The sequence below is a fragment of the Streptomyces sp. NPDC002825 genome (assembly GCF_040295385.1).
In the GTDB taxonomy this organism is placed as follows: Bacteria; Actinomycetota; Actinomycetes; order Streptomycetales; family Streptomycetaceae; genus Streptomyces.
In genome coordinates this window covers 82,594-95,006 of record NZ_JBEOVH010000012.1, presented here as the reverse complement: position 1 = coordinate 95,006, position 12,413 = coordinate 82,594, and the positions used below count along the sequence as shown (strand labels likewise).

Annotated in this window: 10 protein-coding genes and 2 pseudogenes; 6 read left to right on the top strand and 6 right to left on the bottom strand. The window is 73.7% G+C overall.

Going from position 1 to position 12,413, the window contains the following annotated elements:
* Positions 1 to 6: 6 nt before the first annotated feature.
* Together ABT041_RS17755 and ABT041_RS17750 are read right to left on the bottom strand one after the other, a co-directional pair.
* Entirely contained in the window at positions 7 to 1,437 is a 1,431-nt protein-coding gene (locus tag ABT041_RS17755) for a hypothetical protein (protein ID WP_351185071.1), read from the bottom strand.
* Positions 1,438 to 1,559: 122 nt separating this feature from the next.
* A complete protein-coding gene (locus ABT041_RS17750; RefSeq protein ID WP_351185068.1) occupies positions 1,560 to 2,942 on the bottom strand; it encodes an NsdA family TPR-like regulatory protein in 1,383 nt (460 codons plus the stop codon).
* 292 nt (positions 2,943 to 3,234) lie between these two features.
* Between ABT041_RS17750 and ABT041_RS17745 the strand changes: the two genes are divergently transcribed.
* From ABT041_RS17745 to ABT041_RS17735, 3 genes are all read left to right on the top strand, one after another.
* Positions 3,235 to 3,900, top strand: coding sequence for a bifunctional DNA primase/polymerase (locus ABT041_RS17745; RefSeq protein ID WP_351185065.1), 666 nt, complete (start codon positions 3,235 to 3,237; stop codon positions 3,898 to 3,900).
* A 94-nt stretch (positions 3,901 to 3,994) separates the two neighbouring features.
* A complete protein-coding gene (locus ABT041_RS17740) occupies positions 3,995 to 4,849 on the top strand; it encodes an ABC transporter ATP-binding protein (RefSeq protein ID WP_351185062.1) in 855 nt (284 codons plus the stop codon).
* Positions 4,846 to 6,465, top strand: a complete 1,620-nt coding sequence (locus ABT041_RS17735; RefSeq protein ID WP_351185059.1) for a transporter — start codon at positions 4,846 to 4,848, stop codon at positions 6,463 to 6,465. The genes ABT041_RS17740 and ABT041_RS17735 overlap by 4 nt, the downstream gene beginning before the upstream one ends.
* 21 nt (positions 6,466 to 6,486) lie before the next feature.
* On the opposite strand, the pseudogene ABT041_RS17730 reads toward ABT041_RS17735, so the two are convergent.
* A pseudogene (locus tag ABT041_RS17730) lies at positions 6,487 to 7,395 on the bottom strand (aminoglycoside phosphotransferase family protein).
* Between the two features lie 166 nt (positions 7,396 to 7,561).
* Here ABT041_RS17730 and ABT041_RS17725 point away from each other — a divergent pair.
* From ABT041_RS17725 to ABT041_RS17715, 3 genes are all read left to right on the top strand, one after another.
* Positions 7,562 to 8,125 carry a GNAT family N-acetyltransferase gene (locus ABT041_RS17725; protein WP_351185056.1) on the top strand — a complete coding sequence of 188 codons (564 nt, stop codon included), beginning with the start codon at positions 7,562 to 7,564 and terminating at the stop codon, positions 8,123 to 8,125.
* Between the two features lie 23 nt (positions 8,126 to 8,148).
* A complete protein-coding gene (locus ABT041_RS17720) occupies positions 8,149 to 8,661 on the top strand; it encodes an SMI1/KNR4 family protein (protein WP_351185053.1) in 513 nt (170 codons plus the stop codon).
* 72 nt (positions 8,662 to 8,733) lie between these two features.
* On the top strand, positions 8,734 to 8,862 hold the full coding sequence (locus ABT041_RS17715; RefSeq protein WP_351185050.1) for a hypothetical protein: 129 nt from the start codon (positions 8,734 to 8,736) through the stop codon (positions 8,860 to 8,862).
* Positions 8,863 to 8,968: 106 nt separating this feature from the next.
* Here ABT041_RS17715 and ABT041_RS17710 read toward each other — a convergent pair whose 3' ends face one another.
* From ABT041_RS17710 to ABT041_RS17700, 3 genes and pseudogenes are all read right to left on the bottom strand, one after another.
* Entirely contained in the window at positions 8,969 to 10,174 is a 1,206-nt protein-coding gene (locus tag ABT041_RS17710; RefSeq protein WP_351185047.1) for an FG-GAP-like repeat-containing protein, read from the bottom strand.
* 87 nt (positions 10,175 to 10,261) lie between these two features.
* Complete coding sequence (locus ABT041_RS17705) at positions 10,262 to 11,485, bottom strand: FG-GAP-like repeat-containing protein (RefSeq protein ID WP_351185044.1); 1,224 nt, start codon at positions 11,483 to 11,485, stop codon at positions 10,262 to 10,264.
* Positions 11,486 to 11,622: 137 nt separating this feature from the next.
* Positions 11,623 to 12,393: pseudogene (locus tag ABT041_RS17700) on the bottom strand (alpha/beta fold hydrolase); the annotation flags it as partial.
* Between the last annotated feature and the right edge of the window lie 20 nt (positions 12,394 to 12,413).

The following is a 12,413-nucleotide window of genomic DNA, read 5'->3' as shown; positions in this document are numbered from 1 at the left end:
GCGCGCTCAGAGCTGGGTCCAGCTCCGCTTCTCCAGGCCGTACTTCACGGCGGTCGGGTTCCACAGCCCGGCCGCCGTCTTCTTCGCGGCGGACGCCTCGCCGCTCTTCGCGTCGCCGGCGGCCTTCTGGCTGGTCGAGCGGGCGTGGCCGCCCTTGCAGAGCTTCTTGTTCTTCATCTGGTCGGCCCAGGCCGCGTAGTGGTCGTCGGCGGCGGCCGAGGCCTGCCAGGCCTGGGTGAGCGCCGTCGTCAGCGCCGCGTTGTCCGGGATCTTGTCGACCGACAGCGCCTGGAGCTTGGTGATCAGCCCGCGGCGCTGCTCGGCGGCGCCCCGCAGGTCGGTCGCGGCCTTGTCGAGGTTCTTGCACTGGTTGATGTTCGCGACCGAGCTGATCACCGTCTCGCGGCTGCTGCTGCTCGTCGCGAGGAGCTTGCTGAGCTCCTGCGCCTGCGGCTCCGCCGGGTCGGCCGGCTTCTCCGAGGGCTCCTGCGCCGAGGCGGAGGGCGCGGCGGAGCTCGCCGCCACGTTCTGGCCGCCGGTCTTGGGGTCCTTCTCGTCGTCACCGCCGCTGAGCAGCATCCCGGCGCCGAGGCCGACGACCGCGCAGCCGACGACGACGGCGGCGATCAGCGCGAGCGGCGACCTGCGGCGGGGCTCGGGCTCGTCGTCGTAGTAGGCGTCCTGGAAGCCGTACTGCTCCTGCGGCTGCTGCGGCTGCTGCTGGTACGGGGCCGGGCCCGGCTGCTGGTAGCCCTGCGGGGCGTGCGGCTGCTGCGGCGGCCGCGGGGCCTCCGTACGGAAGAGGCTGTCGAACTCGGCGGGCGGCTGCCGCTCACCGGGCTGCTGCGGCGGTACGGGGGCGATGTACTGGGTGGCGTCCGAGGCGCCGGCCGGGGCTGCGGGCCCCTGGTGGGCGAGCGGGCCCGTGCCGAGGAACTGGGTGTCGGAGCCCCCGCCCTGCTGCGGCGGCACCGGCGCCATGTGCTGCGTGGCCTGCATGTCGCCGGCGGCCTGGGCGCCGGGGCCCGGGTAGCCGTAGCCGGGCTGCGGGGCGGCCGGGGCGCCCGGCCCCGGGTAGCCGTAGCCCGGCTGCGGGGCGGCCTGGGCCGGCGGCATCCCGCCCGGCTGCGGCGGCAGCCCCTGCACCGGCGGCATCCCGCCGGGGACCGGCGCGATGTGCTGGGTCGCCTGCATGTCGCCGGCGGCCGGGGCACCGGGGCCCGGGTAGCCGTAGCCGGGCTGCGGCGGGGCCTGCTGCGGGGGTATCGGCGGCAGGTACTGGGTGGACTGCATGTCGGCGGCGCCCTGCGGGGCCTCCGGGGGCAGCGGCTGGGCGGGCGGCAGCGGCTGCCCGCCCTGCTGTGCACCCGCGGGACCCCAGGCGCCGCCCCACGGCTGACCGCCGCCATGCTCCGGACCCTGTCCGTTCTGCGTCACCGGGACTCCCACTGATGGACCAACCTACGGAATCGTCGGCTCACGCTACCGGGTGCCGACTGGGCTCCGCACACACGTGTGAGACCGGTTACACAAGCCGTTTACGAAACGTCCCCAGGCGTCTACGCGGCATACAGCTCCATCCGCGCGCCGAACTCCCGCACCACCGGCTCCGCCGCGTACGGCTCAAGGCGCTCGCGCAGATCGTCCAGGTACTCCGCGCCCCGCGACGACCGCAGCGAACCGAGCAGTTCGAGAGCCCGCGTGCCCGTCCGGCAGGCCTGCTCCACCTCCCGCTGCTGGACCTGCGCCGAGGCGAGCAGCGCCAGGCCGATCGCGCGCCGCCGCGCCCGCGACTCCGGATGCCCGGCGATCGACTCCTCCGCGGCCCGCGCCGCCGCCTCCGCCTGCCCCAGGTCCCGGTGGCAGTGCGCCAGTTCGTCCGCGAGGTAGGCCGCGTCGAAGTGGGCGATCCAGGCCGGGTCGTCGCCCGCCTCCGGATCGGCCTGCTCCAGGGCGCGTGCGGCGCGGCCCGCCGCCGTCTCGAAACCGCGGACGTCGCCCATCAGCGCGTGCCCGCGCGCCTCCGCCGCGAGGAACATCGCCTCCGCGCGCGGCGGCACCTTCCCGCGCGCCCCCTCCTGCGCGGCCCGCGCCAACTGGGCGATCTCCCGCGGGTTGCCGAGCTGCGCGGCCAGGTGGCTCATCGAGGCGGCGAGCACATAGCCGCCGTACCCCCGGTCCCCCGCCGCCTGCGCCAGCCGCAGCGCCTGGATGTAGTACCGCTGCGCGAGCCCCGGTTCACCGGTGTCCACCGCCATGTACCCGGCGAGCTCGGTCAGTCGGGCGACCGCCGCGAACAGCTGGCGGCCGACCGCCTCCCGGTACGAGCCCGACAGCATGCCCGACACCACGCTGTTGAGGTAGTGCACGACCACCGGCCGCACATGGCCGCTGCCGAAGCGCCGGTCGAGGTCGACGAGCGCCGCCGTCATCTCCCGTACGGCCGCCACGTCCGCGACCCCCACGCGGGCCCCCGCCATCCGCGCCACATGCGCGTCGGGCCCCGTGATCAGCCAGTCCCTGCTGGGCTCGACCAGCGCGGAGGCCGCCACGGTCGAGCCGTTGAGGAAGTCCCGGCGGCCCACGTCGCTGCGCCACAGCTCGCAGACCTGCTCGATCGCCCCCGGCACGGTCGGCGCGAACTGCAGCCCGACCCCGGCGGCGAGGTTCCGGCCGTTGGCCATGCCGACCTCGTCGATCGTGACCGTGCGGCCCAGCTTGCGGCCGAGGGCCTCCGCGATGATCCCGGGCGCCCGGCCGCGCGGCTGCTGCCCGCGCAGCCAGCGCGCCACCGACGTCTTGTCGTACCGCAGGTCGAGGCCGCGCTCCGCGCCGACCATGTTGACCCTGCGGGCGAGGCCGGCGTTGGAGCAGCCCGCCTCCTGGATGAGCGCCTGGAGCCGTTCGTTGAGCTGACGCGGAACGAGTGGCCTGGCTGCCATGAGTACCCCCTGAGACCGTGCGGTGATCACCGAGAAGAGATCAATGCCCGGCGGATATCCGGTCAATGCCGATGTGAACACGCGAAACCGGACACGTCGGTCGCACGGAGAAAAGCCACCCCCGGCCGCCGGCGCCCCCACCTCTCCGTACCCACCCCCGCTTCCCGGCCCTCCGCGCGCCCCCGCCAGTGCACCCATGCGCCCCGCGTGCAGGATCGATGCGTCAACACACCCTCCGCCACGCCCGTAACCCCAGGTGGCGGGGGAAGTTGTGCTCACCGTGGAAGAGACCATGGGAGTCACGGAAGCCGCACAGATCCCCAAGCAGCGGGGCGAGCAGCTGCTGGACAGCGCCGTGCGGTACGCGGAAGAGCGGCACTGGGACGTGTTTCCCGGGACCTGGCTGGAAGTCGTCGAGGGCAAGGAGCGCTGCTCCTGCGGCGCGGACGCGTGCGCCGTGCCCGGCGCCCACGCGGTCAGGCCCGACTGGTCGACCCAGGCGACCGGCAGCGGCGTCGGGGCGCGGCGGATGTGGTCGAAGACCCCGAAGGCCTCGATCCTGCTGCCGACGGGCCGCACCTTCGACGCGATCGAGGTGCCGGAGACGGCGGGCTTCCTGGCGCTCGCCCGCATGGAGCGCATGGAGCTGACGCTCGGCCCGGTGACCTGCACCCCGGACCGCCGGATGTACTTCTTCGTGCTGCCCGGCGCCGCGACCAAGGTGCCGGACCTGGTCCGCAAGCTCGGCTGGGCCCCGGCCTCCATCGACCTCGTCACGCGCGGCGAGGGCCACTACGTGGCGGCCCCGCCCACCCGGGTCGGCGGCTTCGGCGCGGTGCAGTGGGCGCGGCGCCCCACCCCGGCGAACCGCTGGCTGCCGGACGCGGAGGAACTGATCAGCGCCCTCGCGTACGCGTGCGGCCGGGAAGCGGCGGAGGCGAGGGGTCGCGCGCAGTGACCCGCGGGCCTGGCAGGGCCCGGAGGCCTGGCAGGGGCCGGTCGTAGGGTGGTCACCGTAAGCAGTACGGGGACCATCGAAGGGTTGACCGACCATGCCTGACCAGGCATTTGAGGGAGCGTTCGACAAGGCGGGCGCCGCACCGGGGGACGGTGCGGTGCCCGCCGTGCGCGTCGAGGGGCTGTGGAAGCGCTTCGGGCAGCAGATCGCGGTGAACGGGATCGATCTCGTCCTGCCCGCGGGGAAGTTCATCGGGCTCGTGGGGCCCAACGGCGCCGGCAAGACCACGACCCTCTCGATGATCACGGGCCTGCTGCGGCCCGACCAGGGGCGGATCCTCGTCGCCGGGCACGACGTGTGGGCCGACCCGGAATCGGTCGCGCAGGTCAAGGCCCGCATCGGCATCCTGCCGGAGGGCCTGCGGCTCTTCGAGCGCCTCTCGGGCCGTGAACTGCTCGCCTACAGCGGCCGGCTGCGGGGGCTGCCCGGCGCCGAGGTCGACAAGCGGGCCGCCCAGCTCCTCGACGTCCTCGACCTGGCCGGCTCGCAGAACAAGCTGGTCGTCGACTACTCCACCGGCATGCGGAAGAAGATCGGTCTCGCCGCCGCCCTCCTCCACAACCCCGAGGTCCTCTTCCTCGACGAGCCCTTCGAGGGCGTCGACCCGGTGTCCGCGCAGACCATCCGCGGCGTCCTGGAGCGGTACACCTCCTCCGGCGCCACCGTCGTCTTCTCCAGCCACGTCATGGAGCTCGTCGAGTCGCTCTGCGACTGGGTCGCCGTCATGGCGGGCGGCCGGATCAGGGCGCAGGGCCCGCTGGCCGAGGTGCGGGGCTCGGCGTCCTCGCTCCAGGAGGCGTTCCTGGAGCTCGTCGGCGCGAACGGCCGTGCGGCGGCCGGGGACTCGCTGGACTGGCTGGGCGGCGGGGCGGGCGGTACGCAGCGATGAGCGCCGCGACCTCACCCGTACCGTCCCTCACGTCCGTCTTCGTACGGCTCAAGCTGTCGCTGCTGAAGAACGGGCTGCGGCAGTCCGGCGGGCGGACCGCCGCGTACATCCTGTCGATGGTCTTCGGCGCGGTCTTCGCCGCGGGCGTCGTCCTCGCCCTCGTCCTGCTGCGCGGCCACCAGGACGCCGGCACCGTCGCGATCCTCCTCATCGGCGCGCTCGCCCTGGGCTGGGCGGTCATGCCGCTGTTCATCCCGAGCGGCGACGAGACCCTCGACCCCTCCCGGCTCGTGATGCTGCCGCTGCGGCCACGGCCGCTGGTCCGGGCGCTGCTCGTCGCCTCCCTCGTGGGCGTCGGCCCCTTCCTCACCTCCGCCCTCGCCCTGGGTGCGGTCCTCTGCGTCGCCCACGGCGCGGCCGGCACCGTCCTCGCCGTCCTCGCCGTCCCGCTCACCGCGGTGACGTGCGTGGCGCTGTCCCGGGCCGTCGCCGCCGCCAACATCCGGCTCCTCACCTCCCGCAAGGGCCGCGACCTGGCGCTGCTGAGCGGCCTCGTCATCGCGGTCGGCATGCAGTTCGTGAACTTCGCCGCCCAGCGGCTCGGCCGGGCCGGCGGTCTCGAGTCGCTCGAACCGGCCGGCGCCGTCGTCGGCTGGCTCCCGCCCGCCGCCGCGATCGGCGCGGTCGACTCCGCGAGCCGGGGCGACTACGCGGTGGCGGCGGTCCGGCTGCTCCTCACGGCCGCCGCCCTCGCGGGGCTCGTGTACTGGTGGCAGCGGAGCCTGGTGCGGCTGATGGTCGAACCGGACGGCTCCACGATCGGCGCGGCCCCGGACGCCGGCGTCCGGGACGAGTCCGCCGGTTCGGGGCTGCTCGCCCGGATCCTGCCGGGCGGCCGGACCGGCACCGTCATGGAGCGCAGTCTGCGGTACATCTGGCGCGACCCGAAGACGAAGGCGGCCTGGGTGACCGCTCTCGCCATCGGCCTGATCGTCCCCCTCGTCAACGCCTTCCAGGGCGCGGGCTCGGTCTACTTCGCGTGCTTCGCCTCCGGCATGCTCGGCATGCTGATGTACAACCAGTTCGGCCAGGACGGCTCGGCGTTCTGGATGGTCGCGCAGACCATCTCGACACCGGCCGACGCCTACGCCGAACTCCGGTCGCGCGCCCTGGCCCTGCTCAGCGTCACACTGCCGTACACGGTGCTCGTGACGGCCGTGACGGCCGCTGTCCTCGGCGACTGGGCGAAGCTCCCCGAGGCCCTCGGCCTCGCGCTCGGCCTGCTCGGCGCGATGACCGGCGCGGGCGCCGTGACCTCGGCGAACTTCCCGTACTCGATCCCCCAGGACAGCGGCTACAAGAACGTCGCACCGGGGCAGGGCGGACTGGCCTGGATGTCCATCCTGGGCGGCATGGTCACGGCCGGTGTGCTGTGCTCCCCGCTCATCGCCGCTCTCGTCTACCTGCACGTCTCGGACCAGCAGTCCCTGCTGTGGCTGCTGCTCCCGGCGGGGGCGCTCTACGGCGCGCTGCTCGTCCTCGCGGGCCTCCGGCTGGCGGCCCCGCGCACGGCGAAGCGGCTGCCGGAGATCCTGGCGGCGGTCAGCAAGGGGTAGCGGGCCGGGCGCACCCGGGGTCTACGGGCGCGCCGCCGTCGCGTGTGCCAGTGCGCGCGCGAGGGTGGCGCGGCCGGCCGGGCCCCAGGTGGGCTTTCCGCCGGGGAGGCCCCGGTCGCCCGCGCGGCCGATGTCGATCAGACCGGCCGCGCGGAGCAGGGCCTAGCCCCGCGCCCGGCGGACGGTGGCCTCGTCGACGGGCGCGCGGCCCCGGCCGTACGCCTCGAAGAGCCGGTCCGCCGCCCCCTCCGGCAGCAGCAGCCACGCCGCCGAGAGGTCCGTCGCCGGGTCGCCCGCGCACAGTTCGCCGAAATCGAGGACGCCGACGAGGGTGCCGTCCGCGACGACGACGTTCGCGGGGTGCAGGTCCCCGTGCAGCCACACCGGCGGGCCCTGCGGCACGGGCGCCGCGAGCGCGTCCTCCCACACCCGCCGTACGGCCTCCGGGTCGGCGTGCTCGGCCAGGAGCGGGAAGCCCGCCTCGAACCCGGCCACGAAGTCCGCGAGCGGCACGCCACGGTCCGGGTTGGCGGGGGCCTCCGCGGGCGCCTCCCGGTGGAGCGCCCGCAGGAAGCCCCCGAGCGCCTCGGCCGCGTGCTCGCCGCGCGTGACCGGCACGACGTCGCTCGGCTCGCCCGGCACCCAGCGGGCGACCGTCCAGGTCCGGGGGAAACGCTCGGACGGTTCCCCGGTCCGTACGGGAGCGGGCACGGGCAGCGGGAGCAGCGGCGCCAGGTCCGGCAGCCAGCGGTGCTCCTTGCGCAGCAGGCCCGGGGCCCGCTCGGTACGGGGCATCCGTACCGCCAACTCCTCGCCCAGCCGCCACATCTGGTTGTCCCAGCCGCCCGGCACCCGCCGCAGCGGCAGCTCCGCCAGGTCCGGGTGCTGGTCGCGGAGCAGCGCCCGTACGAGACCCTCGTCGAATTCCATGCCGTCCCCCATGATGGCTGTCCGTCCGATCACCAAACCGGCTTGGAGCGTAGGCATGGAGGACACCATCCTGGCGGACCTCGCCCGTCTGCGGACGCCCGCGCCCGCACCCGTACCCACCGAAATCCCTTTGCCTCGCTGAATCGGGGCGGACGATCCTCCGGACATGAACCTTCAGAACCCTCACGGCCCTTCGCCCGAGACGGTCATCGAGCTCGACGGCGGGCTCGTGCTCCGCGCGTTCGAGGGCGAGGCGGACCTTCCGGAGTTCTTCCGGGTCGTCGACGAGTCGGTGGAGCACCTGCGCCCGTGGATGCCGTGGGTCGCCGAGCACAGCCGCGAGCGCACCGCCCAGTTCCTGGCCGGCCGGGCGGAGCTGTGGGCGAGCGGCGACTCGTACAGCTACGCGATCGTGCTCGACGGCGCGGTCGTCGGCTCCTGCGGGCTGCACCGGCACGACGACACGCCGGACGGCACGCTCGAAGTGGGCTACTGGCTCCACCCGTCAGCGACCGGCAAGGGCCTCGCGACGCGCGCCGCGCGGGCGCTCGTCGAGCAGGCGTTCCGCCTCCCCGGTGTCACGGGCGTCGAGGTCGTCCACGACGTCGCCAACCACGCCAGCGGCGCCGTCCCCGCCCGCCTCGGCTTCACCGCCCACCTCCGCCGCCCCCACGAGCCCACGGCCCCGGCGGAGACGGGCGAGGACCAGGTCTGGCGGCTGAGCCGCTGAACGGCCTTCCCTAGGATGCGCGGGTGGCGCGATTCGACGAGGTGAAGACGGGGTTCTGGGACGAGGGCCGGCACGAGGTCCGGGCCCCGCTGAGCGACGCGGCCGTCCGGGACGCCGAGCAACGGCTCGGCGTCCGCCTGCCGGCCGCGCTCCTGGAGCTCCTGCGGGTGCGGAACGGCGGCGTGGTGGCCGAGTCGTGGAACGCGTACCCCACGCACGTACGGACCTCGTGGAGCGACGACCACGTCCCGTTCGACGACCTGATGGGCATCGGCGACGTCGACGGTGACCATCTGTCGATCCTCGACTCGGCCTGCCTGATCGAGGAGTGGGGGCTGCCGTCCCCCCTGGTGCTGCTCTCCGGCGAGGGCCACTGGTGGATCGCGCTCGACTACCGGGCGTGCGGGGCGGACGGGGAGCCGTCGGTCGCGTGGTTCGACCCGGACGAGGGCAGCGAGCTGCCTCTGGCCGGGGACTTCCGGTCGTTCGTGGAGGGGCTGAGGGCGGCGGCGTCGTTCGACGACGCAGAGGGCTGATCCGGCCCGGGCAACCTTCCCGGTGCCGGGCGAGTCTGAAGGGGAAACGCCTGCGTGGGAAGGAAGAGCGCCGTGGACGAGATTCTGGTGCGGGCCGTCACGTGGGTCGTGCGCGGCGCGGGGTTGGCCGTCGATCTGGTCCTCCTCGGCGGCGACATCCAGGAGCTCCGCAGGCGCAGGGCCCGCGAGGACGGCCGCTAGACCTGCATGCGTGAGGGCCTCCGCCCCGGGGGGGGTGGAGGCCCTCACGTCGTGTCAGCCGGTCCGGGTGGGGTGGCGGCCCTCACCTCGTGTCAGCCGGTCCGGGTCAGAACGCGCCGTTCAGGCCCCACCAGTTGCCGTCCGCCGGTTCGCCCGCCGACAGTGCGCCGTTGCCGAGGCCCCGGTAGGAGACCCGCCAGCCGGGGTTGCCCGGGTAGCCGTAGATGACGTACGCGCTGTTGGTGATCGTCCCGAGGTCGACGCGGCCGTCGCCGCTGAAGTCGCCGACGGCGATGAACGTGTCCATCACGTTCCAGCCGCCGGAGCCGATCAGTTTGCGGGTGCCCAGCTTGCCGGTCGAGGTGCCCGGGTACAGCCACAGCTTCCCGGTGGAGGCCTCGCGGGCCATCAGGTCGACACGGCCGTCGCCGTTCGTGTCGCCCGGTCCTGCCAGGGCGTTCATGCCGTTCCAGCCGCCCGTGCCGATCAGCTTGCGCGCGCCCAGGGTGCCCGCCGAGGTGCCCGGGTACAGCCACAGCTTGCCCGTGGACTTCTCGACGGCCAGCAGGTCGGCGCGGCCGTCCCGCGAGAGGTCGCCGACGGCCGTGATCCGGGTCATGCCGTTCCAGCCGCCGGTGCCGATCAGCTTGCGGGCGCCGAGGGCGCCCGTGCCCGTACCGGGGTACAACCACAGCTTGCCCGTGGACTTCTCGCGGGCGATGACGTCCTCGCGGCCGTCGCGGCTGAAGTCACCGTGGCGGACGAGGGCGTTCATGCCGTTCCAGCCGCCTGTGCCGATCATCCGGCCGGAGCCGTCGCCCGGCAGGAACCACAGCCGGCCCGCGAGGTCGCGGACGATGACGTCGGCCTTGCGGTCGGCGTTCATGTCGCCGAACCCGGCCGCCCTCGGGGACGTCTCCGCGTACCACCACGGGTAGGCGTTGCCCGAGCACTCACGTTCCGTGCTGACGAGCTTGAGCGAGCTGGTGCTCGGGCTCGGGTCGCCGTCGTAGCCGTTGCCGTCCATCGGGTCCAGGGACCAGTAGGTGCCGAGGGCGTAGTTCTCCTTGTCGTAGAGGCAGACGATCTTCGAGGTCCGGTTGACCTGCGACTTGAACGTGTTGTTCCACGCCCCCAGAGTCGGCTGCGACTTGTTCGTCTTGAACATCGTGCCCGTGGCGTTGTCCGACTTCCAGGCGCAGAAGTAACCTCTCGGGCAGTCGCTGCTCGCCGCTTGCGCGGGAGCGGCCGTCGCCGCGCCGAGGGTCCCCAAGGCCGCCAGGCCCAGCAGTGACGCCAGGCCGCGTCTCATCACCGTACGCAAAACTCTCCCTCCCCAAGGCCGTGCGCGAGGGGCGGTGTCCGCCCCCCGCGCACGGGTTTCAGTTCGCGTCGGGCATCAGAACGCGCCGTTCAGCCCCATCCAGTTCGCGTCCTCGGGAGCGCCCGTGTTCAACGCGCCCGTGCCCTTGCCGGAGTAGAGGACCAGACAGCCCACTCCCCGGCATCCCTCGCCAACGTAGTTGCTGTTGGTCACGGTCGCGAGGTCGTTTCGGCCGTCGCCGCCGAAGTCGCCGACGGCGAGGAACGTGGCCATGACGTTCCAGCCGCCCGAGCCGATCAGTACGCGCGAGCCGACGCCCCCGGTAGCGGTGCCCGGGTAGAACCAGAGCTTGCCGGTGGAGCCCTCACGGGCGATCAGGTCGGGCCGGCCGTCGCCGTTCATGTCCCCGGCGCCGACCAGCGCGTTCATGGCGTTCCAGCCGCCCGAGCCGATGAGCTTGCGGGTGCCGATGCCGGTGCTGGTGCCCGGGTACAGCCACAGCTTGCCCGTGGACTTCTCCACGGCGAGGAGGTCCGAGCGGCTGTCGCCGGTCAGGTTGCCGAAGGCGGTGATCTGGTTCATGCCGTTCCAGCCGCCGGTGCCGATCAGCTTCCGCGTGCCGACGGCGCCGGTGCCCGTGCCCGGATACAGCCACAGCTTGCCCGTGGAGGCCTCGCGGGCGACGACGTCCTCGCGGCCGTCGCCGGTGAAGTCGCCGTGCCGGGTCAGGGCGTTCATGGCGTTCCAGCCGCCCGAGCCGATCAGGCGTCCGGTGTCGTCACCGGGCAGGTACCAGAGGCGGCCGGCCTTGTCGCGGACGATGACGTCCGACTTCCTGTCGGCGTTCATGTCGCCGAAGCCCGCCGCCTTGGGCGCGGTGTACGCGCTCCACTCGGGATACGGGGGCAGGACGCACTCGCGCTCGGTCGGGACGAACTTCAGCGAGCTGACCGAGTTGCTGCCGGGGCCGCCCCACTCGGTGCCCGACGGGCTCGGGGCCCAGATGGAGGTGCCTCCGTTGACGTCGTAGTTCGGGGCGTCGTACAGGCAGGCGAACTTGTTGGTGCGGTTGACGACCGAGCGGAAGGTGTTGTCCCAGCCGCCGAGCGTCGCCGCGTTCACGTTCGTCTTGTACATCGTGCCGGTGCCGTTGTCGGTCTTCCAGGCACAGAAGTAGCCGGACGGGCAGTCGCTGATCGCGGCCTGCGCCGGCGCCGCGCCCGCGCCGAACAGGCCGAGCGAGGTGAGCCCCAGCGTCGTGGCCACCGTGGCCACGCGCCGCAGCATGGAATTGCGCATCGAGTTCCCTCCAACCGGCGCGGAGGCGTGCTGCTCGACGCGCCGTGACAGGGACCGTACCGCGCCCGTTCTCCCGCCTCGCCGCAGGGGCCCCGATTCCGGAATACCGGCTTCCCGGGGCCTCCGCGGCCTTGCGGTCAGGGGGTGAGCACCCCGTTCAGAAAGGGCTCCACGGCCTCGCTCCAGGCCTCCGGGTGGGTGTAGTGGAGGAGGTGACCGGCGTCGGGGATCTCCGCGTACGCCCCGTGGGGCAGGACCCGGACCATCTCCTGGGCCTCCGCGCGGCCCAGCTCGCCGTCGAGGCCGCGGACGACGAGGGTGGGGCAGCGGACCTGGGCGAGGGAGTCCCAGTGGGCGTCGTGGACCCAGGTCTCGCGGGAGGTCAGCATCTGCTCGGGGTCGAAGACCGGGCGCCAGCCGTCGGGGTGCTCGGCCATCACCTCGGCGAAGAACGCGCCCCGCGCCGGGTTCGGGGTCTCCACCCAGGGGTCCTCCTCGCCGAACCAGCGGTGGACGGCCTCCAGGGACGGGAAGGGCGCGGGCCAGCCGCGGAACCAGTCCTGCCAGGCGCGCTGCGAGGCCGCGCCGAGGGCCGAGGCGCGCATGTCGCAGATGACGAGGGCGCGGACGAGGTCGGGGCGCTCGGCGGCCAGCTGCCAGGCGGTCAGGGCGCCCATGGAGTGGCCGACGAGGGTGACGGGGCCGAGGCCGAGCTGCTCGATGACGGCGGCGGCGTCCGCCACGTACGCCTCACGCGTGAACGGACCGCCGGCGGGCTTCTCGCTCGCGCCGTGCCCGCGCTGGTCGAGGGCGACGATCCGATGCCCACCGCCGAGCCGACGGACGGCGGGCGTCCAGTGCCCGGCGTGCCCCATCAGCCCGTGGAGCAGTAACACGCCGGGGGCGGGGTCGTGCGAGGGCCGTGACT

Coding starts and splice junctions, on each gene's coding strand:
- ABT041_RS17750 (WP_351185068.1), bottom strand. CDS start 2,942: ATGGCAGCCAGGCCACTCGTTCCGCGTCAGCTCAACGAACGGCTCCAG.
- ABT041_RS17745 (WP_351185065.1), top strand. CDS start 3,235: ATGGGAGTCACGGAAGCCGCACAGATCCCCAAGCAGCGGGGCGAGCAG.
- ABT041_RS17740 (WP_351185062.1), top strand. CDS start 3,995: ATGCCTGACCAGGCATTTGAGGGAGCGTTCGACAAGGCGGGCGCCGCA.
- ABT041_RS17735 (WP_351185059.1), top strand. CDS start 4,846: ATGAGCGCCGCGACCTCACCCGTACCGTCCCTCACGTCCGTCTTCGTA.
- ABT041_RS17725 (WP_351185056.1), top strand. CDS start 7,562: ATGAACCTTCAGAACCCTCACGGCCCTTCGCCCGAGACGGTCATCGAG.
- ABT041_RS17710 (WP_351185047.1), bottom strand. CDS start 10,174: ATGAGACGCGGCCTGGCGTCACTGCTGGGCCTGGCGGCCTTGGGGACC.
- ABT041_RS17705 (WP_351185044.1), bottom strand. CDS start 11,485: ATGCGCAATTCCATGCTGCGGCGCGTGGCCACGGTGGCCACGACGCTG.